This is a genomic window from Pseudomonas sp. BF-B-26 (assembly GCF_019956495.1).
GTDB lineage: Bacteria > Pseudomonadota > Gammaproteobacteria > Pseudomonadales > Pseudomonadaceae > Aquipseudomonas.
The window spans coordinates 15,859-37,371 of the sequence record NZ_JAHBDP010000054.1 but is presented as its reverse complement, the minus strand read 5'-3'; the positions used below and the strand labels follow the sequence as shown (position 1 = coordinate 37,371).

Annotated in this window: 22 protein-coding genes and 1 pseudogene; 10 read left to right on the top strand and 13 right to left on the bottom strand. The window is 58.4% G+C overall.

Annotated elements, in window-relative coordinates; translation table 11 throughout:
• The first annotated feature begins 7 nt into the window (after positions 1-7).
• Complete coding sequence (locus KGB03_RS04920; protein WP_111452540.1) at positions 8-580, top strand: cytochrome b; 573 nt, start codon at positions 8-10, stop codon at positions 578-580.
• On the opposite strand, the gene KGB03_RS04915 is transcribed toward KGB03_RS04920, so the two are convergent.
• Positions 561-1,670, bottom strand: a complete 1,110-nt coding sequence (locus KGB03_RS04915; protein WP_223526481.1) for a DNA alkylation repair protein — start codon at positions 1,668-1,670, stop codon at positions 561-563. The two genes, KGB03_RS04920 and KGB03_RS04915, sit on opposite strands and share 20 nt — an antisense overlap.
• A gap of 155 nt (positions 1,671-1,825) precedes the next feature.
• Positions 1,826-3,634, bottom strand: a complete 1,809-nt coding sequence (locus KGB03_RS04910) for a monovalent cation:proton antiporter-2 (CPA2) family protein (protein WP_223526480.1) — start codon at positions 3,632-3,634, stop codon at positions 1,826-1,828.
• A gap of 294 nt (positions 3,635-3,928) precedes the next feature.
• On the opposite strand from KGB03_RS04910, the gene KGB03_RS04905 reads away from it, so the two are divergent.
• Entirely contained in the window at positions 3,929-4,834 is a 906-nt protein-coding gene (locus tag KGB03_RS04905; protein WP_218537822.1) for a LysR family transcriptional regulator, read from the top strand.
• On the opposite strand, the gene KGB03_RS04900 is transcribed toward KGB03_RS04905, so the two are convergent.
• The 4 genes from KGB03_RS04900 to KGB03_RS04885 all read right to left on the bottom strand — a co-directional run bounded on the left by KGB03_RS04900 (position 4,824) and on the right by KGB03_RS04885 (position 9,628).
• Positions 4,824-5,600 (bottom strand): substrate-binding domain-containing protein, encoded by a 777-nt coding sequence (locus KGB03_RS04900; protein ID WP_192409560.1) that lies wholly within the window; start codon positions 5,598-5,600, stop codon positions 4,824-4,826. The two genes, KGB03_RS04905 and KGB03_RS04900, sit on opposite strands and share 11 nt — an antisense overlap.
• 21 nt (positions 5,601-5,621) lie before the next feature.
• Positions 5,622-6,926 (bottom strand): MFS transporter, encoded by a 1,305-nt coding sequence (locus KGB03_RS04895; RefSeq protein WP_218537824.1) that lies wholly within the window; start codon positions 6,924-6,926, stop codon positions 5,622-5,624.
• A gap of 158 nt (positions 6,927-7,084) precedes the next feature.
• Positions 7,085-9,007 carry a M48 family metallopeptidase gene (locus KGB03_RS04890; RefSeq protein ID WP_218537825.1) on the bottom strand — a complete coding sequence of 641 codons (1,923 nt, stop codon included), beginning with the start codon at positions 9,005-9,007 and terminating at the stop codon, positions 7,085-7,087.
• A gap of 24 nt (positions 9,008-9,031) precedes the next feature.
• Positions 9,032-9,628, bottom strand: coding sequence for a LemA family protein (locus tag KGB03_RS04885; protein ID WP_223526479.1), 597 nt, complete (start codon positions 9,626-9,628; stop codon positions 9,032-9,034).
• Between the two features lie 230 nt (positions 9,629-9,858).
• Here KGB03_RS04885 and KGB03_RS04880 point away from each other — a divergent pair, with 230 nt between their 5' ends.
• Positions 9,859-10,167: an RcnB family protein gene (locus KGB03_RS04880; protein WP_223526478.1), complete on the top strand. Its 309-nt coding sequence runs from the start codon at positions 9,859-9,861 to the stop codon at positions 10,165-10,167.
• Positions 10,168-10,266: 99 nt separating this feature from the next.
• Positions 10,267-10,731 carry a hypothetical protein gene (locus KGB03_RS04875; protein ID WP_218537828.1) on the top strand — a complete coding sequence of 155 codons (465 nt, stop codon included), beginning with the start codon at positions 10,267-10,269 and terminating at the stop codon, positions 10,729-10,731.
• 5 nt (positions 10,732-10,736) lie between these two features.
• On the opposite strand, the gene KGB03_RS04870 is transcribed toward KGB03_RS04875, so the two are convergent.
• Positions 10,737-11,810: a sensor domain-containing diguanylate cyclase gene (locus tag KGB03_RS04870; protein ID WP_218537829.1), complete on the bottom strand. Its 1,074-nt coding sequence runs from the start codon at positions 11,808-11,810 to the stop codon at positions 10,737-10,739.
• A 103-nt stretch (positions 11,811-11,913) separates the two neighbouring features.
• Positions 11,914-12,237 (bottom strand): protealysin inhibitor emfourin, encoded by a 324-nt coding sequence (locus KGB03_RS04865; protein WP_223526477.1) that lies wholly within the window; start codon positions 12,235-12,237, stop codon positions 11,914-11,916.
• A 251-nt stretch (positions 12,238-12,488) separates the two neighbouring features.
• On the opposite strand from KGB03_RS04865, the gene KGB03_RS04860 reads away from it, so the two are divergent.
• Complete coding sequence (locus KGB03_RS04860) at positions 12,489-12,827, top strand: FKBP-type peptidyl-prolyl cis-trans isomerase (protein ID WP_223526476.1); 339 nt, start codon at positions 12,489-12,491, stop codon at positions 12,825-12,827.
• 77 nt (positions 12,828-12,904) lie between these two features.
• Here KGB03_RS04860 and KGB03_RS04855 read toward each other — a convergent pair whose 3' ends face one another.
• The 3 genes from KGB03_RS04855 to KGB03_RS04845 all read right to left on the bottom strand — a co-directional run bounded on the left by KGB03_RS04855 (position 12,905) and on the right by KGB03_RS04845 (position 15,629).
• On the bottom strand, positions 12,905-13,213 hold the full coding sequence (locus KGB03_RS04855) for a hypothetical protein (RefSeq protein WP_223526475.1): 309 nt from the start codon (positions 13,211-13,213) through the stop codon (positions 12,905-12,907).
• Positions 13,214-13,236: 23 nt separating this feature from the next.
• Positions 13,237-14,475, bottom strand: coding sequence for an S-type pyocin domain-containing protein (locus tag KGB03_RS04850; protein WP_223526474.1), 1,239 nt, complete (start codon positions 14,473-14,475; stop codon positions 13,237-13,239).
• A 122-nt stretch (positions 14,476-14,597) separates the two neighbouring features.
• Positions 14,598-15,629: a D-cysteine desulfhydrase family protein gene (locus KGB03_RS04845; RefSeq protein ID WP_218537833.1), complete on the bottom strand. Its 1,032-nt coding sequence runs from the start codon at positions 15,627-15,629 to the stop codon at positions 14,598-14,600.
• Between the two features lie 140 nt (positions 15,630-15,769).
• Here KGB03_RS04845 and KGB03_RS04840 point away from each other — a divergent pair, with 140 nt between their 5' ends.
• Together KGB03_RS04840 and KGB03_RS04835 are read left to right on the top strand one after the other, a co-directional pair.
• A complete protein-coding gene (locus KGB03_RS04840; RefSeq protein ID WP_218537834.1) occupies positions 15,770-16,651 on the top strand; it encodes a LysR substrate-binding domain-containing protein in 882 nt (293 codons plus the stop codon).
• Between the two features lie 36 nt (positions 16,652-16,687).
• Positions 16,688-16,798: pseudogene (locus KGB03_RS04835) on the top strand (MEKHLA domain-containing protein); the annotation flags it as partial.
• Between the two features lie 4 nt (positions 16,799-16,802).
• Here the strand turns inward: KGB03_RS04835 and KGB03_RS04830 are convergent.
• Positions 16,803-17,924, bottom strand: coding sequence for a cytochrome P450 (locus KGB03_RS04830; RefSeq protein WP_223526472.1), 1,122 nt, complete (start codon positions 17,922-17,924; stop codon positions 16,803-16,805).
• An 82-nt stretch (positions 17,925-18,006) separates the two neighbouring features.
• On the opposite strand from KGB03_RS04830, the gene KGB03_RS04825 reads away from it, so the two are divergent.
• Positions 18,007-18,771, top strand: coding sequence for an ArsR/SmtB family transcription factor (locus KGB03_RS04825; RefSeq protein WP_223526471.1), 765 nt, complete (start codon positions 18,007-18,009; stop codon positions 18,769-18,771).
• Here KGB03_RS04825 and KGB03_RS04820 read toward each other — a convergent pair.
• On the bottom strand, positions 18,768-19,376 hold the full coding sequence (locus KGB03_RS04820) for a LysE family translocator (protein WP_111452203.1): 609 nt from the start codon (positions 19,374-19,376) through the stop codon (positions 18,768-18,770). The two genes, KGB03_RS04825 and KGB03_RS04820, sit on opposite strands and share 4 nt — an antisense overlap.
• A 105-nt stretch (positions 19,377-19,481) precedes the next feature.
• On the opposite strand from KGB03_RS04820, the gene KGB03_RS04815 reads away from it, so the two are divergent.
• Together KGB03_RS04815 and KGB03_RS04810 are read left to right on the top strand one after the other, a co-directional pair.
• Positions 19,482-20,387: a LysR substrate-binding domain-containing protein gene (locus KGB03_RS04815; protein WP_223526470.1), complete on the top strand. Its 906-nt coding sequence runs from the start codon at positions 19,482-19,484 to the stop codon at positions 20,385-20,387.
• Positions 20,388-20,534: 147 nt separating this feature from the next.
• Positions 20,535-21,449 carry a hypothetical protein gene (locus KGB03_RS04810; RefSeq protein ID WP_218537838.1) on the top strand — a complete coding sequence of 305 codons (915 nt, stop codon included), beginning with the start codon at positions 20,535-20,537 and terminating at the stop codon, positions 21,447-21,449.
• Positions 21,450-21,513 lie beyond the last annotated feature (64 nt).

Here is a 21,513-nt window from a genome sequence, read left to right as displayed (position 1 = left end):
GCTTGTTATGACCCGCGATGCACTCGCTCACCGGTATGGAAAACTCTCGATCACTTTGCACTGGCTGATGCTTGCGCTGTTTGTTGGCGTGTATGCCTGCATCGAAATCAAAGGGCTGTTGCCCCGCGGGCATGCGTTGAAGAGCCTGTTCCTGGGGCTGCACGGCTTGTTCGGGTTCAGCATTTTTGTGTTGGTCTGGGTGCGCTTGCTCGGGCGGCTCGCCCCGCGTCCGCCCATCACGCCGGCGTTACCCGTGTGGCAGACAGGCGTTTCGCACCTGATGCACCTGGCATTGTATGGGCTGATGATTGCCACGCCATTATTGGCCTGGCTGATGCTGTCGGCAGGTGGCAAGCCGATGCCTTATTTCGAGTTCTTCCTGCCTTCGCTGGTGGCGGTCGATCCAGACCTGGCGAAGCAGTTCAAGCATTGGCACGAATTGCTCGGCAGCGCCGGTTACTGGCTGATCGGCTTGCACGCGGCGGCGGGGTTGTTCCATCACTATTGGGTCCGTGACAACACCCTGACGCGCATGCTGCCCGGTCGATCCGCTAATACGGTCAATCAGCGTCAGCGGTAATCTCGAACCCGGTGCTGGCCAGGCGCTCGCCGTTCACCAGAATGTGCACGGCGTGATGACCCGCGTAATGCCGGCGGGTGGTGAGTTCCTTGATGTGCTGACCCCGGACGATGGATTCGGTCGCCTTGCCGGGAAGCGTCAGCGCCTTGAGCTTGAATACCTTCGCTGACGTGCTGCCGCTGGCTTTTACGTAATCGATTGCGTAGTCGATCACCAGTCGCTGACTGTCCTGGACCGTGGATCTCACGGCGAAGGACAGGGTGATTTTTTCACCCAGGCGAATCACCTCCGGTACCACCTTCACATCGATGATCTCGACCTCAGGCTTGCAGCCCGCGCCAATGATCGCCAACGCGCGTTGATTGCCTTGTTTGATCAGGCTGCGCAGGGCGTGTTTGGCGATCCATGCCGTGTGTTTGTTGTCCAGCGACCAGCCTTCGATCAGGTCCAGCACCCATTCGGGATGATCCTTGGTGATGTCGTTGAGATGGTTCGCCACGGACTTGCGCACGTAGAGGCTGTCGTCGGCCTTGAGGTTGTCGAGGATTTCCGCCGCCAATGTTGGGTCAGCCTGAATCTGTTCCAGTCGAAACGACCATGGCAGGCGCGGTCGGCTGCCTTCGCTGGCCAGGCGGCGGACGTGTTCGTTTTGGTCCAGGGACCACTCATGCATGACCGCCAGGGAGCGTTCGATGTCGCTGCGCAAGAAATAGCGGATCGCAAATTCCGAAGAGCCGAACGCAGTGAAGTACTTGAGGGCGTCCATGGACTGCTCGAAGGCATGTTCGCCGTAGGTCGCGACGTAGTGCGGTAATGAGATGCTGACGAAGCCGCTGTTCAGCCGCGGGGCGAGGGCGCGTAGCAGTTCAAGCGTTTCCTCATAGTTCAACGGCAGGACGGTGTGCAGGCACTCGCTGACCCGGGCCATGCGCTGCATGATGGATAATTCGCCTAGCCCGTCGTTGGCCAGTTTCAGGAAGGCCTTGGCGTTGAACGCGGGGTAGACGGCGGTCATTTCGGTGGCGATGTGCTTGAGGCGGTCGGCGTTGAAGATTTCTTTCAGGGCGGGGGCGGGTTGGTCAGCAGCCATTGTGGATTCCTTATGTCGATCGTTCCCACTCTGCGTGGGAATGCATCCTGTGACGCTCTGCGTCACGACTTGCGAAGGGACGCGGAGCGTCCCGGGCGGCATTCCCACGCAGAGCGTGGGAACGATCGGCTGTGGGGGAGCGTGGGGGCGATCAGTTATGCCTTGCCTGATTGTTCTTCCAACTGATCCGACTCAAACAATCTCGCCAGTTCCGCCCGGGCTTCCTGCGCCGTCTGCAAGACCTTCGCCGCATCGTCATAAACCGCATGCTGGGCCTCCAGCACCTGTTCGTCGTGATGCTTGAAGCGTTTGATCCGCGCATCGGCCTGGGCCTGGGTCAGCCCCAGGCCGACCAGCGTGCGCCGGCTCATTTCCAGACTCGAGTAATAGGTTTCCCGAATGGCCTCGGCGCCAAGGTCCACCAAGCGATGCACATGCTGACGGTTACGCGCCCGGGCGATGATTTTGATGTGCGGGTAGAGTTTATGCACCAGTTCGGCAGTCTTGATGTTGGTGTCCGGGTCGTCGGTGGCGATGACAAAGTATTCCGCCTGCTCGACTTTGGCCGCACTGAGGATCTCCGGGCGCATCGGGTCGCCGTAGAACACGGGCACACCGCCGAAGCTGCGCGACAGTTCGATGGTTTCCACCGAGGTGTCGAGGGCGACGAACTTGATGTTCTGCGCGCGCAAAATCCGCGCAACGATCTGCCCCATGCGGCCCATGCCGGCGATCACCACGCGTGGCGTGTCGGTATCGATCTCGCGGAATTTCTCCGGCACCACCACCGGTTGAACCTTTGGCCTGACCAGTCGCGCGCACACCAGCAACAGCAGTGGCGTCACCGCCATGGACAAGGTGATGGTCAGCACCAGCAAGTCGTACAGGTTTGGTTCGAACAGGCCCTGGTCGCGGCCGATCTTGAACACCACAAACGCAAATTCACCACCGGCCGCAAGCACGATGCCGAGGCGAATCGCACTGACCTTGCCCAGACCACCCGCCAGCCGACCGACAACAAACAGCAGCGGCAGTTTGATTGCGATCAGCAACAGGGTCAGGCCCAGCACCGTGATCGGCGCGCTCAGGAGCAGGCTCAGGTTGGCGCCCATGCCGACACTGATGAAAAACAGCCCCAGCAACAATCCCTTGAATGGCTCGATTTGCGCTTCCAGTTCGTGGCGGTATTCGGAGTCTGCCAGCAGCAACCCGGCGAGGAACGCCCCCAGCGCCATCGACACGCCGACCAGATCCATCAGCCACGCCGTGCCCATCACCACCAGCAACGCGGTGGCCGTGGAGACTTCCGGCAAACCGGTCTTGGCCACCACCCGGAACACCGGCCGCAACAGGTATCGCCCACCGATCACCATCACCGCGATGCTGCCCAGCACGCGCAAGCCGTGATTGAGGCCTTCCCCAGCGCTGCTGGTGTGATCGCCGCCCGCCAGCAACGGCACCATGGCGATCAACGGGATAGCGGCGATGTCCTGGAACAGCAGAATCGCGAATGCCAAGCGCCCGTGGGGACTGGTCAGTTCCTTGCGCTCGGCCAGGCTTTGCAGACCGAACGCCGTGGACGACAGCGCCAGGCCCAAGCCCAGCACGATCGCGCTGTTCAACGGTTGGCCGAACACGAACAACGCCAGCACACCAATCACCGAGCCCGTCAGCAGCACTTGCGCCAGGCCGACGCCGAACACCGATCTGCGCATCACCCACAAACGTCGCGGCGACAGTTCAAGACCAATGATGAACAGCAGCAACACCACCCCGAGTTCGGAAATGTGGCTGACGCTTTGCGGATTGCCAATCAGGCCCAGCACCGACGGCCCGATGATCACCCCTGCAAACAGATAACCCAGTACCGCCCCCAATTGCAGGCGCTTGGCCAAGGGAACGGTGAGCACCGCCGCGAACAGAAACACGACAGCGGCTTGCAACAGGTTGCCTTCATGGGGCATGACAAAAACTCCATTCACTCGGTACGGCGGGGGGACAAGGATAAAGGGTGATGCTTCATGCGTCAGCCATGAACATACAACGATGTTGCCTGACCCACCGCTATCGCGAGCAAGCCCGCTCCCACAATAGATCTGTGGTGGACACAGTATCTCTGCACGCCACAAACAAATGTGGGAGCGGGCTTGCTCGCGAAGGCGGCCTGAAGGGCGACGAAAATATAGTTACATGTTGCATTAATTAGTTACATTTATGCGATAGGCTGATCAATCTGTCCCGCTTCCCGAGTGCGCATCATGGCCATCAACTTCGACCTTAATGACTTGCAAGCCTTTCGCGCCGTGGTGGAGCAGGGCAGCTTTCGCAAGGCCGCCGACACGGTGCGCATCTCCCAACCGGCGCTGAGCCGGCGCATTGAAAAGCTCGAAGACGCCCTCGGTGTGAGGTTGTTCGAGCGCACCACGCGCAAGGTCAGCCTGACCCAGGCCGGACGCGGTTTTATGCCGAGTGTCGAGCGTCTGTTGGACGACCTGGACGTGGCGCTACTGGGCATCAGCGAAGTCGCCTCGACCCGCCTCGGTCACGTCACCGTCGCCTGCGTGCCTTCAGCGGCTTACTACTTCATGCCGCGAGTGATCGCCCACTACCACCGGCAGTTTCCACGGATCAAGGTCAAGGTGCTCGATTCCAGCGCCCACGAAGTGCTGAGTGCGGTGGTCAACGGCGAGGCGGATTTCGGCCTGAGTTTCATGGGCACCCTGGAGGCGGAAGTGGAGTTCGAGCCGCTGGTACAGGAAGGTTATGTGGTGGCGTGCCGGCGCGATCATCCGTTGGCCGCACGCGCCAGCGTGACGTGGGATGAGTTTTATCAGCAGGACTACATCTCGCTGGACAAAACGTCCGGCAATCGCTTTCTGCTGGATCAGGCGCTCACGGGCATTGTGCCGCAGCGGTCGAGCATCTGCGAAACCCGGCATGTGACGACGATGATTGGTTTGGTCGAAGCGGGGTTGGGCGTGGCAGCGGTGCCGTTGATGGCGATGCCGGCGGCGGATCACCCGATCCTGACACGGGTGCCGCTGACCGATCCGCAGGTGATGCGCAGTGTCGGTTTGATCAAGCGCCGGGGTCGCACCTTGACCCCGGCGGCACTGGAACTGGAACGGCTGGTGGTGGAAATGAAAGTCCAGGTCAGCGGCTGACTGAGTCCAGCCCGGTGGCTTTCACATCCGGTTGAGCGGCGGTGGAGGCCAGGTATTCCAGCAATGCCTTGGCTTGCGCCGGGTGTTGCGCCCCCACCGGAATGCCGGCGGCGAAACGCGTGACCGACTGCACCGATTCCGGAATCTTCGCCACAAAACTCACCCCCGGCACTGGCAGCAACTCGCTGACCTGCTGAAAGCCCAGTTGATAGTCACCGGTGGCAACCACCGAACCCACCGGGATTTTCGGGACCATCGTCGACTTGGGTTTGAGCTGGTCTTCAATGCCCAGCCGTTTGAACAATTGCTCCTCGATGTATACGCCACTGGCGCTGTCGGAATAGGCCACGGACTTCGCGTCGAGCAAGGTCTTTTTCAGGCCGTCGACAGAGCTGATGTCCGGTTTCGGCGCGCCTTCACGTACCACCAGGCCGATCCGCGAGTCCGCCAGCTCGACCCGTGAGGCGGGATCGACTTTGCCTTGCTTGATCAGGTCATCGAGGGCGTAGCCGACCATGATCACCACGTCGGCCTTTTCACCGCGAGCCAGGCGATTGGGGATCGCTTCCGGCGCCTTGCCCATCGAAGGGCCAAGGGCGGTGTCCAGTGTGTTACCCGTGGAGGCGGCGAATTTCGGGCCGAGGATTTTGTAGGCTGCGGTGAAACCGCCGGAGGTCATCACACGGATCTCTTCGGCCTGGGTGACGGTGCTCAGCCCCAGGCTGACCAGCAACGTCAGGGCAGCAAAATTGAATAGCTTCTTCATGGTCATGTGCTCTGGAAGGCTTCAGGACATCGCCGATTGCAGGCGACCGGTCGAACGGCGATAGAGATACAGCGTCGCGCACAGGGCACAGAGCGCGGCAAAACTCATCCAGTAACCGGGCGCAGCCTTGTCGCCGGTGTACTGGATGAGGAAGGTCGATATCGCCGGGGTGAAACCACCGAATACCGCCGTGGCCAGGCTATAAGCCAGGGAAAAACCGGCAACCCGAACTTCGACCGGCATGATTTCCGTCAGCGCGGCAATCATCGCGCCGTTGTACAAACCGTAAATGAACGACAACCACAGCAGCACCAACAGCATGTTGATGAAGCTTGGCGCCTGCACCAGATAGGTCAGTGCCGGATACGCCGTGGCCAAGGTCAGCAGGGCCATGGCAATCAGCACCGGACGACGGCCGATGCGGTCGGACAGCGCGCCACCCATCGGCAGCCAGAAGAAGTTCGAAACGCCCACCAGCAAGGTCACCAGCAGCGCATCAGACGTGCTCAGGTGCAGCACGGTCTTGCCGAAGGTCGGTGCGTACACGGTGATCAGGTAAAACGCGGTGGTGGTCAGGGCAACCATCATCATCCCGGCGAACACGATCACCCAGTTCTGCGCCAATGTGCGAAATACATCGCCCATGCTCGGGCGGTGTTTTCGGGCGGCGAACGCTTCGGTTTCCTCAAGGTTGCGGCGCAGGAAAAAAATGAACGGCACGATCATGCAACCGACGAAAAACGGAATTCGCCAGCCCCAGTCGGCAATCATCGCTGGCGCCATCCATTGGTTCAGGCCATAGCCCAACGCCGCCGCGACAATGATCGCCACTTGCTGGCTGGCCGACTGCCAACTGGTGAAGAAGCCTTTGTTGCCGGGCGTGGCGATCTCCGAGAGGTACACCGAGACGCCACCCATTTCTGCGCCAGCCGAGAAGCCTTGCAGCAAGCGGCCGATCAACACGATGGCCGGGGCGAACAACCCGATGGTTTCATAGCCCGGCACCAGCACGATCAAAATCGTGCCGCTGGCCATGATCGACAAAGTGACGATCAACCCTTTGCGCCGACCCACATCATCGATGTAGGCGCCCAGTACCACGGCGCCCAACGGTCGCATCAGAAAGCCTGCGCCGAACACCGCGAAGGTCATCATCAGCGAGGCGAACTCACTGCTGGCCGGGAAGAACACGGCAGCGATCTGCGTGGCGTAAAAGCCGAACAGGAAGAAGTCGAATTGTTCGAGGAAGTTGCCCGAGGTGACCCGGAAAATCGCACTGGCCCGGGAGCGACCGGAAGTCGCGGGCCGTTGGGTTGATGCTGTCATAGACGTGTACTCCACCGCTTTTATGACGTGCACCGCCTGGACGCGGCGCACGGTTCTTATTGGGGCGGATAGTGGAGCAGGGGGATCGATATGTTAATTGCATTGTTGGCATGCATTGATGTGTGAAACGGATCAATACGAGTGCGCAGGCGTGAGGCTCAAGCTGTAGTCGTTGGTGCGATTTCGTGTTGCGCAAACAGCACAGGCGGCATGGGGCAGTCCAGCAGGTCTGCGATCGCCCGCATCAATTGCGCTTCCGCCACGGTGACCTTGCCGTCATGCTCCACGCAGCGAACCAAGGCGTTGAGCAGGGCGGGCTTTTCCTCAGGCATCAGGTGACGCAGTCGCTTGAGTGCCGCTTCGAGGTTTTCCAGTTCGCTCGGCAGTTCGTGCCCGCGTTCGAACGGCAGGCCTTCCCAAGCGTATTCAAGGGCTGCTAAAGCGTTTTTAGGGTCTGGCTGGCCCGCGTTGGCCAGGGTACCCAGCAGTACGGTGAGTTCATCGGCGCACTGGAACAAACCGAACTTGAATTGAACGGCGGGCGCGCCATCAACATTGCGCTCGACGATACGCAGAAGGGTCCACTCCAGCAAATCGATGTCGTGGTCGGCTTCAATCAGCAGGTTCAAGTTACGTTTCACCGCCGCAAAGGTTTTTTTGCCGAGCTGCTTGAGGCTCGGTATCGCCAGATCCAGCAGCGGCAAACGCAATCCTGGGTTTAGGGTCGAGAGCGATTCGCGCAACAGGTCCAAGGTATTGAACACCGTGCTGTCGACCTGTGGCTGCAGCGTCTCGAGCTGCATCGCCAGCACTGGCGTGGAAGGCGATAACACCAGGCCATAGAGCAACGCCTCGGCGCCGTCGGTACTGCGAGCCGCGAGTTTGAGCGCCTGCGGAATATCTTCCAGCAACCGGCGAGCCTCGGTGATGTGCTCGGGCTGTGGGGAGCCGATCATCGCGATCGATTCCTGCACTGCGCGGACGTCGTAGAGCACCGCTGTGGCGGCAGCGGGCAAATCACTGAAGGCGTCAGACAGCGGCAACACCGTTGCGACGTCCATCGCAGCCAGCGCCGGTGCTTCGATTGTCGGGAAGCTGCCGTCCCAATGCGCATCAATGCGCCGGATGCGCTCACTCAGTTCAGGGTGGGTGGCCAACATGCCACCTATCGCCGTCGACACGCCGGCGCCAAAGTACAAGTGACTGAATTCGGCGGCACGGGTCGCCTTGATGTTCGACCCCTGTTCATACCCGCCGATCTTTTTCAACGCGCCGCTAATGCTTTGCGGGTTTCGGGTGAACTGCACCGCAGTCGCATCGGCCAGGAATTCTCGTTGTCGGCTTACGGATGCCTTGATCAGATTGCCAAAAAAGCTTCCGGCAAACCCGACCACACACAGCACCATGCCCACGACGAAAGGCACCATTATCAAGCGGCGGGGCGCCACTTTGTCGACGTCTTCCAGCTTGCGCAAAATGTAACCGCCCGTCAGGCCCAGCACCAGAATCCCGTGGACGATGGCGATCAGTCGGGTATTGAGGCGCATATCGCCGTTGTAGATGTGGCTGAATTCGTGGGCGATCACGCCTTGCAACTCATCACGCGAGAGCAGCGAGATCGCCCCCTGCGTGACGCCGATGACGGCATCCTGAGGCGTGAAACCGGCGACGAAGGCGTTGATGCCGGGCTCCGGCAGCAGGTACACCGACGGCACAACGGTGCCCGAGGCGAGCGCCATTTCTTCAACCACGTTGAGCAGGCGCTGTTCTTCCAGGGTGCTTGCACTGTGGTTGATCAAGCGGCCCCCGAGGCGCCGGGCGACCACTTTACCGCCTGTGGCGAGCTCGGAATATTTCGCCACACTGCCCAGCAGCACAATGCCCAATACGACCGCCGAAACCACCGTGACGAGCCGCAAGTCCAGGGTCAGGTATTGCCGCAGGACGTAGGGGACTTCTTCCATTGGTAGGGTCAATGCCAGGCAGGTGATGGCGATCAGGCTGAACACGGCCAGGGTCATCAATATTACGAGCAGCACGGTGCGGCGCTTGGCCTGGCGCTGTTGTTCAAAGAAATTCATGGGGCCGTCCGTGGATAAGGGGCGTCAAAAAGAAACTTTCGGAGCGTCCTGAATCACCGCGCTGTCGGCAAATTCCAGCAGGCTGGCGTCGGCGCCATGGCCGAAGGTGGCGGCCAGCAGCACAGCCGGGAAGCTCTGCTTGAGCGTGTTGTAGGCCATCACCGCATCGTTGAACGCCTGACGGGCGAACGCCACCTTGTTTTCGGTGCTGCTCAACTCTTCACTGAGCTGCTGCATGTTCTGCGAGCCCTTGAGATCGGGATAAGCCTCCATCGTTACGTTCAGGCGCCCCATGGCGCTATTGAGCGCACCATCCGCCAGGCTAAGTTGCGCGATGCTGCCCGCATCACCCGGTTCTGCCTGGGCGGCCTGGAGTCCGGCCAGTGCGGTGTTGCGCGCGGCGATGACGGCTTCAAGGGTGCCGCGCTCGTGGGCCAGATAGCCCTTGGCGGTTTCCACCAAGTTGGGGATCAGATCGTAGCGACGCTTGAGCTGAACTTCCACTTGGGCGAAGGCATTCTTGAATTGGTTGCGGCGGGCGACCAAGGCGTTGAAGACGCCAATGGCATAGAGAATGAAAATAGCCAGAATGACCAGAATAACGGCGCTGGAAGCTGCCATGTGATGTCCTTATCAGCGTGCGGGATGGGGCGCGGGATGTTAGCTGAAATCAGCGGACTTGGCTGCTACCGGTCGCTTCGCTTGATCCTGGATTCGAATTTTCGGCATTGAGCCTCAGCGATGTGCCCGGCAGCGGCGGCATCGGGCAGTCCCTAGATGACGTTTTTTCGAATGATTGGGCGTCACTGCGGTCCCAGATCGGGTACCACGAATTTACTGGAGGTTCACCGATGAACAACAAAACCCTTATCGCCAGCCTCGCCGTTGTCGCAGGCATTGCCGGTATCAGCCCAATCGTTCAAGCGGATGACCCACAGCAAAAAACCGTTCAACCCGGGGTCAACAAAACCCGGAAGTTAGTGGTCGGTGACCGCGCCCCGGACGTGTACCAGCGCAGCGAAAAAGCTTTGACCAACTGGAAGCAGAAAGGCCTGAAAGCCCCGAAGGCTCAGGCGCAGTGGGTGCAGATCAATGACAAGTACATGATGGTGATGATTACCAACGGAACGATTGTGGATATCACTCCGGTGGAGCGTTAAACCGCCAGCAATATTTAGCCATTGAAGGCTGATTGAAATCGCGTGCGGTTCCGGTAAAGCTCGGCGGCGATTTCATTGACTGGATGTCAGGAGCTACCGTTGGAAAAGAAACCCCTCTACCGCAAGGTCAATACCCGCACTTGGGGTGTCTGGCGTAACGAAATTACCGGGCATTACCGGCATCAGCGCAATACCAAGAATGAAATCAACAACGATGCATCACGGGGTTCGATGCATGGAACTCGCCGGCACGGATTCGATTACACGCCGTTGTTCCGGTTTCTGTTGTCCCGCGTCGGTAGGCAATGGGATGAGGTTTTCAGCGAAGCAGTTACTCGCCTCGATCGGCCTGAACCGGTGTTCTGGATGGTGGCCCTGCATGAGAGCGAAAGGCAGGAGCAGGTCCGATTGGGAGATTCGAGCTACTTCAGCGGCTTGTATGTCGATGATCAGGGGCGTTTGCGGATCGTCAATCCTGAGCTGACAGCCGAGCGCATGACGCCTTACTGCCATTGCTGCACCCACACCTTCAACGGCATTCCTTTCGGCCAGCGCAAGGACTGAACGGGTCAATCAACCCGGCTATGGCTCATCGATTGTTCACCCAACCGATACTGATTATTCCCACTGCGCTTCGCCTCATACATCGCCAGGTCCGCAATATGAATCAACCGGTCCATGCTCGGCGCATGGTCCGGGAACACCGCGACCCCAAGGCTAGTGCCGATGTGTCGTTGATCATTACCGATGGTCACCGGTGGTGACAGTTCGACGAAGATTTTCTGGCAGATGCTGCGAGCTTCGTCTTGCAGGCTGTTGCCCTGGGGCAGGCCTTGAAGGATGACTACAAACTCGTCGCCACCGATCCGGGCGACGGTATCGGTTGAACGCAGGATTTTCTTCAGTCGGGTGGCGGTGGTGATCAGTACCCGGTCGCCGGCGGCATGGCCGTAATGGTCGTTGATGGCCTTGAAACCATTGAGGTCGACAAACACCAGCGCAACCCTTGTAGCGCTGATGCGCGCCTGTTCCAGTGCTTCGGACAGACGCTCCTCGAGCACCAGACGATTGGGCAGACCGGTCAGCGGGTCGAAGTGGGCCAAGTGTTGCAGGTAGCTGGCGGAGGCTTTTTCCTCGGTGATATCGCGTACCACGCCCATCATCTTGATCGTTGCATCGTGGTCGTTCTTGACCACATTCCCGGTTTCCCGAAGCCAGCGGATCGTGCCGTCGGGCCAGACCACCCGATATTCCTCGTCATGGTTGTCGCCGGTTGCCAGGCAACGCAATTCCCCGGCCCGGACCCTGGCCCGGTCGTCCGGGTGAACACATGAGCAAAACAGCGCGTAGGAAGGCGTTACTTCGTCGATCTTGAAGCCGAACATGCCGTAGATCGCGTCCGACCAGTAGAGCTTGTCGGTGTCGACGTCCCAGTCCCACGTGCCGATACGGGCGAAGTACTGGCTGCGCTTGAAGCGTTCGGCGTCACCGTCCTGATGGATATTTTGTCCGTCAGTCAGGCTGGTGATCAGCACGCGATACTCCGCCAGCTGCTTTTGCAGCGAGCGCTCGCGACCGATCAACGCGACGATCAGGGCTAGCATCACTGAGCCGAGGGCGGCGCTGGTCCAGTCCACATTCATTCAGGTTTCGCCATCGTGGCGTATCAGCCGTATCGGGAGAGGTGTGCCTATGTTAGTTCACACGGCCCTCGATCATCAGCCCCTATTACGAGGGGCGCCCAACTTATAGCAGTTCACCTTTGTCCCACAAATGCACCAATTCCCCTGGCGCCTGATCTTCAGGCACCTTCATCACCATCCGCTCGTCCTGTTCGCCGCTGCGGTAGCGCACTTCGATTTGATAGAAACGCTGATCGCCACGACCGGCGGATGAACTCGTCATCAGCAGGCAACCCTCGAGCAACGAACAAATGCGGGTGCGTTGGTCGGCATTGCATTGGGCGAATTCGATCTCTCGGGGGCGGGTCAAGGTGTGGATTGCCGCTAAGCCGCCCTGGCGGGAGACGCAGACCACCGCGTTATCGTCCAGTGTTGGCAAGGTTTTCATTGTTCCTCCGGCGTCAGGTCGACGCCCACTTCAGACCAGCCGTGTCGCAATTCGGTTGAGGATGTAGGGCGGGGTGAAACTATACGGCGGTGATGAGTCGGTCATCAGAGCATCCTTTCCTGAATACGAAGTCGTTATTCATGTGAGCCGGATGGCGGTCTTTCGGTTCCATGGATTGCCTTGCGCGCCGGTTTCTGCGAAAACCTCCGTCCGCGCCCCAATCACTGGGCGACAGTGAACGAGTAGGAATCATGAACGACGAGTTGCAAATCATTGACCTTGAGCCAGGCGACGGCAAAGCCGCCGTCAAAGGCGCGCTGATTACCACCCAATACCGCGGCTGGTTGGAAGACGGGACTGAATTCGATTCTTCCTACAGCCGGGGTAAACCTTTCCAGTGCGTGATTGGCACGGGGCGGGTGATCAAGGGTTGGGATCAAGGGATTATGGGCATGCAGGTCGGCGGCAAGCGCAAGTTGTTGGTGCCGGCGCATCTGGCCTACGGTGAACGGACCATGGGCAAGATCACGCCGAATTCGAGCCTGATTTTCGAGATTGAGTTGCTGGAAGTGCTGACGCGGGATGATTGATGCGTGAGTTGAAACCAGCTTTATGACGAGGGCAGCCCCCTCGTCATAATGTTCGTGCGTTCGAGGTCCCCGGCGGATCAGGTGAATGCGTCAATATCGTCAAGCGTGTCCGCAATAATTCCTTCAAGGGAAGGGAATTTGTTTTTCACCTTTTCGAGTGTCGCCAGCACCGTTTTCTTATCCAGTTCGCCATGACGGCGAGCGAGATGACCAAGAGCCGTGATGGCGGATGCTGCAACTGATTCGGTCTCACTTGCGAGGTATTTAAGGCAAGTGTTCTGAGCCCAGGTGCTGTCAGCTTCATTCAGACCGATGGAAATCAATGCTGCAGTAATGTTCGTATCCACGCCGCTTGCAAGAAGCGTCGTCGCTTCATCATGGCTCATTGATGGATCTTGATAGTGAAGGCTCACTTTTTAACTCCCAGAATATTGCCCTTGTTGTCTACTTTCTTAGCTTTGATCAGAGCATTTTTCATATCTTGGTGGAGTTTATCCCATGGCCTGACGTGGCCGTGGTAGACATCCCCTCCCGTACGGTCAAAGACAACAAGCTCATTTGTGTCTGGATCGACGCCGATTCTGCGTGGTGACGTAGGTTTCACCTGCACTGAGTTCTCCAATGCTTCTTGTCCATTGGAGGGGCCCTTACTTTTGACTGGTGTATCCGTTTTACCATGGTAACTGGCTGCATCGAACTCCAGTGCCAAGACAATATAGAGAGGATTGATACCGGAATCAGCCGGGAAAACAAGGATGAAGTCCTTGTACTCAGGCGGGTAGATCGGGTTAACAATGATGTTGTCAGCCGCTGGTGTAGGCGGATAAATCCAGATTTGCGGAGCTTGTGGAGCTCCTTCTAGCGGCGGGATTCCCGAAGTGCTCGACGGATCTACGGCTGGCGTCCATATCAGCGTTGCCCCGTTACCAAAGTCAGCCACTTGCTGAGAGCCTTGAGCTACGAACTGCACGACAGGAATCATTTCCCAGTCGCTGCGCTTTTGAGTGTTGTATCCGTATGCCTTCAAGGTGCCATCGGCCTGTTGTTCAATATGCAGGCGAACTCGGGTGCGACCTTCTTTGAGTGATTTGAGCTGTTCTTCCGAATACAGGGAACTGTCCCCGAGCGTCGATGGCCAGAGCAACGCAACGACTCCCGCCAAAGCGCCAGCAACAACACCAGCCGTCACTACCCCTGCACCGCTTGCAGCCGCCCCGGAGCCAGCAGCTCCTACGCCACCCAAAATCAGTGTTCCGAATGAGCGAGGTAATGCGCTACCACTGATTTTTTTGAGAGGTATGTTTCCTGCTTCATCCCTTTCACTGCCACCTAAAAGCGAGAATTTTCCGTAGTCGGCCAATTTCTCGACCGGGACAAACCCGGTTGGATTGTCGTGGTTGATTACGCCGTCGGGGAGGTTGCAGCTTTTGGCGAATACGCAACCCATGGAGCTGGGCTGGTCATGTTGCTGAGGTTGCCTTATGACACGGTCTTCATATACCTGTTGTCGGGCCAACATGTCGTCATATGTTTTTTGTCTGGCTTCCCGCTCTGCCAGTTCGGTGGCGTTCATGTAGCGGCTGGTGACGTGGTGCCCGTCGCCGGACGGTGGGTTTTGAATCCTGGGTATGCCTGTTTTGCGAGACATGAGCGTCCTTGTTTCATCTTTTGAAAACGATGCGGACGCTATATCAAAGGACATTTGATAGATGTAGGACGGGTCTGAAACTCTATGAATTGCTGGAAGTGCTCACGCGGGATGATTAACCGCTAAGACTGAAAGGTCTCCCGATAGGCATACAAACCCGGTGTTCCGCCGGTCATCACGAACAGCACGTTGTCGCCAGAACGGTAACGTCCGTGCCTGAGATCAGCCAACAGTCCAGCGAACGCTTTGCCGGAGTACACCGGGTCGATCAACAGGCCTTCGGCGCGAGCCATCAGGCGCACTGCTTCCTGCATGGCTGGCGTTGGCAGACCGTAACCGTCGCCCAACTGACTGCCGTCGATGGCGATCTCTTCAGCTTGAACGACGGCGCTACTGCCCAACAGCGCCAGTGCGTCCTGGGTCAATTGCCGGGTTCTGGCCGCTGACGTGTCTCGATCGGACAAAACCGAATAGGACTTGACGATCGAGGTGCCTCGGCCCAGCAGCTGGAAGCCGGCCGCGAGCCCGGCGTGGGTGCCGGCGCTGCCGTTGGGCACCACGACCTGATTGAAGGTGAGGCCGAGTTCCGTCTCTTGCTGTGCGATCTCCGCTGCGCAGCGCGCATACCCGAGACTGCCCAGCGGCGTTGAGCCACCCGTAGGAATCACCAGCACGTTGCGCCCTGAATCCCGAAGTTGCGTGGCCCGTGTTTCGGCGACGGCGAGTGAGTTGCTGCCCCCGGCAAGCACCTGCAGCTGAGCGCCGAACAACTGGTCGAGCAGAACATTGCCGTTGAGTTCGTAATCCACATCGTTTTTGGGTACCGCGCGGGTCAGGATCAGTCCACAGGCAAGGCCCAGGCGAGCACACACCGCGGCGGTCAGGCGCGCATGGTTGGACTGAATGCCGCCCACAGTGATCACCGTGTCGACTCCGGCCGCCAGCGCTGCGCCGATGTGGAACTCGAGTTTGCGCAGTTTGTTACCGCCGCCGCCAATCAGCATATGATCGTCGCGTTTGAGAAACAGGCCGATTCCCTGTGGCTTCAAGCCCAGCAGGTGTTCGAGGCGTTCGGCGCGCTGAATGGGCGTGGAGCCTTGCAGGAGGTCGGCCCGCGCAAAAGAACTCAGTGACGTGTCCAGAAGGGTTTGCATCGATGGAGCCTCGTTGTTCACCTTTAATCATGTGACTCTAGGGAGAACGGCTCTCGTGATAAACGCATTGCCGGTTATTACTCCTTTAACCTGATGTATTTAATCAAGCGTTCCGTTTCCTCCCTTCACAAGGCATGGTCATGAGCAAACTCAGGCAAATGGAAGTTTTCGTCGCCGTGGTCGAGGCGGGCAGCTTTGCCGATGCGGCCAGTGACATCGGAATGTCGGCAGTCATGGTTGGACGGCATATCCAGAGCCTGGAGAAAACCCTCAACACCCAGCTCATTCAACGCACCACCCGACGGCAATCCATCACCGGGGAAGGGCGGTTGTTTTATGAAGAAGCCAAGCGGGCGCTGGAGCAGGTGAAGTATGCATTCAGCCGGGTGGAGGCGTCGAACCCGGAGCCCAGTGGCTTGTTGCGAATCACCGCACCGATGACCCTCGGCGTGTCTTTGGTCGGTCCTCTGGTGTCGGCGTTCATGCAGTGTTATCCGCAGATCCAGGTCGAGCTGATTCTGAGCAACGAAGTGGTGGACCTGTACGAGACCTCATTCGATCTGGCGTTCAGGATCTCCGAACTGATCGGCGTGAATCTGCTGGCCAAGCCATTGCCACCGTATCAAATGGTGATCTGCGCATCGCCCCGGTATCTGGAAAAATGGCAGGAACCTCAGTCCCCCGAAGACCTGCACCGACACCGAATCCTCACTCACACGTCCTGGAACAACCGGTTCGCCTGGCCTTTGCAAAACGGCGCTAGCGAGGTTCCCTGGCCCGAAGGAGCGGTGCTGAAAAGCAATGACGGTCAAGTGCTGCTGCAGGCGGCCGTGGCCGGAGAGGGGATTTTGATGCAGCCCGATTTCCTGGTGTCGGCCGCGTTGGCCAAAGGCGAACTCGTGCGGATCCTGGACGCCTATGCGCCGCCACCCAAGCCGGTACAGATGGTGTATCCACGCTCGCGAAAGTCACTGCCGAAGTTGAAAGCCTTTATCGATTTTGTTGCGCAGCGACTGGCGTGACCGTTGCGGAGGCGGATTTTTCAGCAGGGTTTCGAGTTGCTGGAGCAGGTCACGGCCAACGGGATTGCTCATGGCTACAGCGGTTATCGGGTGGATCGGGATGGCAATGCCTCCATGATTCACGAAGGCAACCTCTGGACGCTGATCGGTCTTACGGCAAATCGCTAAACAGCGGAATACGCCCGTTCAGCGAAGGCCGGTAATGCCAGGTCAGGCGATCCAAAGCAGGCTTCATCGTCAGAATCTCCTTCAACGTAGCGCTGGCAATGCTTAGGGCCAATGTCTGCCCCGGACATTGATGCCGACCCGCACCAAAGGTGAAGCTGCGCCGGTCTGGACGATCAAGAAGAAAGACGTCGGGATGGTCATTGAGCTGCGGATCACGATTGGCCGAAGCCAGCAGCACCAGAATCACGTCGCCGGGGTTCAGGCTTACCCCTTCAATTTCACAAGGCACAGCGACAAACCGGCGGGTGTTCTGCACCGACGGATCGAAGCGCTGAACTTCAGCGATCAAGTCGTCAACCGGTGTCGATTCGCTGTGCAGCGACGGGTTTCGAATCAACGCCAACAACGCATTGCCGATCAGCCCGGCGGTGGCTTCATAGGTCTGGGAAAACAGCCCGATCAGGTTGGCGATCAACGTTTCAGCGTCGCCAGAGGTTGCCGCGAAGCGCTGGCGGATTCCGGCGAGCAGGGTGCTCTGATTGCTCGGGTCATCCAGCAGCTCAACGAAATAGCCGCTCAAGTGTTCCGCCGCAACGTTCGCTGCGTCCCGTTGCGCCTGATCGCCAAGGGGCGACAGGCACGCGACGAAGTCCCCGGTCAGCTCGCTGATAGCCCGGCCCTGAGCCGGCGAGAACCCCAGCAATGCAGCCACCACGCACACCGGCCCGCGAAACATCGCCTTGCACAACCCATCAGCGCCCGCAGTGATCAGGCGAGCGCCAACCAGCGCATTGACTTCATCGGCATCAATCGACGCCAACCCTGGCTGAATCGCCGACCTCGGGCAGCGCTGCCGTTCGCCCTCATTCATCCGCATCAACTGACCGAAGACCTTGCCGGCCATCCCGCCAACAATCGCCTTGGGCACCGGTTCGTGGGACGGCCGGACATGACAGTCAGGATGCGCCAGCACGGCCGCAACGGCTCGGGCGCTACTTGCCACCCACACGTTCAGTCCTTGGTGAAAAACCAACCCGCCCTCCGAACGCAGTTGCGCGTAATAGGGATAAGGATCGGCATGAGTCGCAGCGATGATCGGGTCCATGGGTCGCAGCCTTGTTTGTGCTTGGAAAAGTGTTGCTACTATCTCCAGTTCGAAAGGGCCTTGATTCGTCCGGGAGCGAAATATGAACGTAGAACAGCACGACATCGGCGTCTCTCACGTGGCCGCGGCCATCGCGGAACCGGCCCGGACGAAAATCCTCTGTTCGCTGATGGACGGCCACGCCCGCACCAGCACCGAGTTGGCGGCGATTGCCGAAGTCAGTGCCTCCACCGCCAGCGCGCACCTGGCCAAACTCAAGGAGTTGGCGCTGGTGCGGCTGCACGTACAGGGCCGACATCGCTATTACAGCCTGACGGACAGGCGCGTCGCCCAGGCGCTGGAAGCGTTGATGGTGATCGGCCAGAACGCTGCGCCGACCTTCAATTCGCGCACCCCGGATCGCCTGCAATTCGCCCGCACGTGCTACGACCACATGGCCGGCACGCTGGCGGTGCTGCTGCATGACCGGATGATCGAAGCGGGGTGGCTGCTGGAAACCGATGAACAGGTCTATCAGCTGAGCGACAGCGGTGAGGTGTTGTTTGAAGGGTTGGGTATCGAGGTCAAGGATTTAACCGCGATGCGCCGCCGTTTTGCCTGCCCGTGCCTGGACTGGAGCATGCGCCGCCCGCATCTGGGTGGTTCGTTGGGGGCGGCGTTGTTGCAAACGGCGATCACGCGCAAATGGGTGACTCAAGACCTGGACAGCCGCGCGCTGACGTTGACGGCGACGGGGCGCAAGGAACTCAGCATCCGGTTCGCTGTTGAACTGCCGATTCAGGTATCGACAGCACAACCCGCATTCGCCGAGCCCCGGCGTCGCGCGAACGCCGGTTCTGCGCCTTAGCGACTGGCCGAGGCCATCAGCACGCCGAAACCGGCGAAGGTCACACCCGAGACCTTCGCCGCCAGCCAGGAACCCTTCGGGCTCGACAACCAGCCTTTGGCGGCATTGGCGAGCAAGGCATAGCTGCCATGCACGAGGATCACCAGTACGCCATAGGAAGCGACCAGTTTGAAAAACTGGGTGGAGAAGTGCGCTGAGGTGTCGATGAATTGCGGGAACACCGCCAGAAAGAAAAACACCGCCTTGGGGTTCAAGAACTGGATCGAAGCCGCTTCGAGGAAGCGGTAGCCCGGGCTTGAGGGGCGCGTTTCAAGCAGCGTATTGATACCCGCCGAGCGCCAGCTCTTGTAACCCAGGTACAACAAATAGGCGGCCCCTGCGTATTTCAACGCGGTAAAGGCGTTGGCGGAGGTGCTGAGGATCAGGCCGACACTGGTGGCGCTGATGGCGGCGACGATAAACGCACCCGACGCGATCCCCAGAATGCCCGGCACGGCCCCGGTCCAGCCGTGGCGCACCGCGTTGGACAGGGTCAGGACCACGCCAGGCCCCGGACTCAAAATGGTCAGGGTGGCAAACAATAGAAAGAGTCCGTAGCTGTTCATATCTTGTTCCGTCAGGTGGCGCTGGCTGCGTACGAGCAGATTGGCGTGACGACGTAGGCGTGACAAACGCTTTAATTGCGCTGCATATGTGACTAAATTAGACACATGATCAATCCACTACCGCCGCTTAATGCTGTTCGCGCCTTCGCCGTTGCTGCTCGCCATCAAAGTTTCAGCCTGGCGGCCGAGGAGCTGCATGTCAGTCACAGTGCCGTCAGCCGGCACATCAAATTGCTTGAGGAGCACCTGGGTGTGCTGCTGTTTGAGCGGCGTGTCCGTCAATCGGTGTTGACGCCGGCCGGTCAGCGCTTTTATGAGCAGGTGAGTGCCGGGCTGGCGCAGATCGCCAACGCCGCGGCTGCGCTCAAGCAACATGCGTCGCTGCCGACCGTGAAGATCAATGTCCGCCCATCCTTTGCGATGCTTTGGCTAGCGCCCAGACTGGAAGATTTCATTGCGCAGCACCCGGACATCAAACCGCAAGTGATGACCCAAACCCAGGCACCCGATCATGCGCGCGACGGGTTCGACATCGTCATTCGCCGTGGTCGTGACGATTGGGCGCCGGCGATTGAGGCGCGAGTCCTCTTCGAAGACGAACTGTTGCTGGTCGCAGCACCCTCGCTGATCGAGCGCCTGGCCCTTGAAGACCTCAGGTCCCTGAGCCGGCACACGTTATTGACCGCCAAGGCGCGTCGCGAAGATTGGCACAACTGGGCCCTGCATTTTGCTCAAGGCCAGTCAGCCACTCAGGTCACCCGGCAGTTTGACCACATGCACCGAGTGCTTGAGGCCGCCGTGGAAGGTCAGGGCATTGCCTTGTGCCCGACCTCTTTGCTGGGCACCCACCTCTCGAGCGGTCGCCTGATTTGCCCGTTGCCCGAGTTGCGAATGCCATTGCCGCGTTATTACTACGGTGTCGCGCCGGACGTGACGGCGCAGACTCGGGTGTTTGTGGAGTGGTTGTTTGCCCGCATTGCTCAGGATGAATACACACCAGCAGGTTCTTGATGTTATCGAATACTTGCGTGGTGAACCGGTTTCACCAATTGGAGGGTGTTGTGTCAAACTACTTGCTAAATGGCAATGTGCTATGCACCTGAGAACTATGATATGAGAGTGTTTTTTTTAGGCTGGAAAGCTCGATATGAGCAGATTATGATCGATGGTCTTGCTGAAAAGCATGATGTTCATATGTTCCACATTCCGGCTTACGCCAAAAGAATCAACCGCACTCTAAGATCACTTCAAAAAAAAATCCCGCTAACTATGTCAACAGCCTGGCTAGGGAGGTGGGTCAATGCGAGTAAATCTGTAAGTACCAAAGACATACTGATCTGTAATGAGGGGCAAGTTAGACGCGGATTAAACCCTAGTGTTATCAGCACTTTCAGAGGCTTAAAGGTTCTTCTGATCAGAGATCTGGTGGATGCGGCCTTTGTCGATGAAATGAGAAAACTTTTCGACAAAATCTATAGCTTCGACCCGGACCAGTGCCGTTTGTTTGGTATCGATTACCTGGAGCAGTTCTTTCCTTTCAATGCAGAAGCAGCAAGAAAGCTGAATACCGAAAGGCTGGAGCAATCCCCCCGTATCACTTGTTTTTTTCTTGGTAGGGATAAAGGTCGCGCTCACCTGATAGAAAGTATGGCTAATGATCTTGAGAGCTTGGGTTGTAGCATTAAATTTCAAATCGTGAAGGATGAGTCATCCGTCCCGCTATCGAAATATCATACTGATTCAGTATTGCCGTATGAGGAAAACCTTCAGAAGGTAATTGATGCTGACGTGCTGATAGAGATCAATCAGCCCGGGCAATCTGGCCTCACGCTTCGAGCCTTAGAGGCGGCCTTTTTTGACAAAAAACTAATTACTACTAATAAAGGCGTCAAGGATTTGTACTTTTATGATCCTAGCCGCTTCTATATTTTTGAAGAGTTTGACAAGGAGGCCATTGCTCGGTTTTTAGCTTCACCACCAAAGCCGATTGACGTGGAATCCCTAAAGCAACATTGCCCAGAAAACATGCTTGAACGCATACGAGAACTGCAAGGTTCCATCCCGTGCCATTAACGCAATAAAAAACCCACCCATCGCCACAGCGATGGATGGGTTATGTGCCGCTTGGGATCAAGCC

Excerpts from the sequence above, each read along its gene's own strand:
- KGB03_RS04920 (WP_111452540.1), top strand. The coding sequence starts at position 8 with ATGACCCGCGATGCACTCGCTCACCGGTATGGAAAACTCTCGATCACT.
- KGB03_RS04915 (WP_223526481.1), bottom strand. The coding sequence starts at position 1,670 with ATGGCTGCTGACCAACCCGCCCCCGCCCTGAAAGAAATCTTCAACGCC.
- KGB03_RS04910 (WP_223526480.1), bottom strand. The coding sequence starts at position 3,634 with ATGCCCCATGAAGGCAACCTGTTGCAAGCCGCTGTCGTGTTTCTGTTC.
- KGB03_RS04905 (WP_218537822.1), top strand. The coding sequence starts at position 3,929 with ATGGCCATCAACTTCGACCTTAATGACTTGCAAGCCTTTCGCGCCGTG.
- KGB03_RS04900 (WP_192409560.1), bottom strand. The coding sequence starts at position 5,600 with ATGAAGAAGCTATTCAATTTTGCTGCCCTGACGTTGCTGGTCAGCCTG.
- KGB03_RS04895 (WP_218537824.1), bottom strand. The coding sequence starts at position 6,926 with ATGACAGCATCAACCCAACGGCCCGCGACTTCCGGTCGCTCCCGGGCC.
- KGB03_RS04890 (WP_218537825.1), bottom strand. The coding sequence starts at position 9,007 with ATGAATTTCTTTGAACAACAGCGCCAGGCCAAGCGCCGCACCGTGCTG.
- KGB03_RS04885 (WP_223526479.1), bottom strand. The coding sequence starts at position 9,628 with ATGGCAGCTTCCAGCGCCGTTATTCTGGTCATTCTGGCTATTTTCATT.
- KGB03_RS04880 (WP_223526478.1), top strand. The coding sequence starts at position 9,859 with ATGAACAACAAAACCCTTATCGCCAGCCTCGCCGTTGTCGCAGGCATT.
- KGB03_RS04870 (WP_218537829.1), bottom strand. The coding sequence starts at position 11,810 with ATGAATGTGGACTGGACCAGCGCCGCCCTCGGCTCAGTGATGCTAGCC.
- KGB03_RS04865 (WP_223526477.1), bottom strand. The coding sequence starts at position 12,237 with ATGAAAACCTTGCCAACACTGGACGATAACGCGGTGGTCTGCGTCTCC.
- KGB03_RS04860 (WP_223526476.1), top strand. The coding sequence starts at position 12,489 with ATGAACGACGAGTTGCAAATCATTGACCTTGAGCCAGGCGACGGCAAA.
- KGB03_RS04855 (WP_223526475.1), bottom strand. The coding sequence starts at position 13,213 with ATGAGCCATGATGAAGCGACGACGCTTCTTGCAAGCGGCGTGGATACG.
- KGB03_RS04850 (WP_223526474.1), bottom strand. The coding sequence starts at position 14,475 with ATGTCTCGCAAAACAGGCATACCCAGGATTCAAAACCCACCGTCCGGC.
- KGB03_RS04845 (WP_218537833.1), bottom strand. The coding sequence starts at position 15,629 with ATGCAAACCCTTCTGGACACGTCACTGAGTTCTTTTGCGCGGGCCGAC.
- KGB03_RS04840 (WP_218537834.1), top strand. The coding sequence starts at position 15,770 with ATGAGCAAACTCAGGCAAATGGAAGTTTTCGTCGCCGTGGTCGAGGCG.
- KGB03_RS04830 (WP_223526472.1), bottom strand. The coding sequence starts at position 17,924 with ATGGACCCGATCATCGCTGCGACTCATGCCGATCCTTATCCCTATTAC.
- KGB03_RS04825 (WP_223526471.1), top strand. The coding sequence starts at position 18,007 with ATGAACGTAGAACAGCACGACATCGGCGTCTCTCACGTGGCCGCGGCC.
- KGB03_RS04820 (WP_111452203.1), bottom strand. The coding sequence starts at position 19,376 with ATGAACAGCTACGGACTCTTTCTATTGTTTGCCACCCTGACCATTTTG.
- KGB03_RS04815 (WP_223526470.1), top strand. The coding sequence starts at position 19,482 with ATGATCAATCCACTACCGCCGCTTAATGCTGTTCGCGCCTTCGCCGTT.
- KGB03_RS04810 (WP_218537838.1), top strand. The coding sequence starts at position 20,535 with ATGATCGATGGTCTTGCTGAAAAGCATGATGTTCATATGTTCCACATT.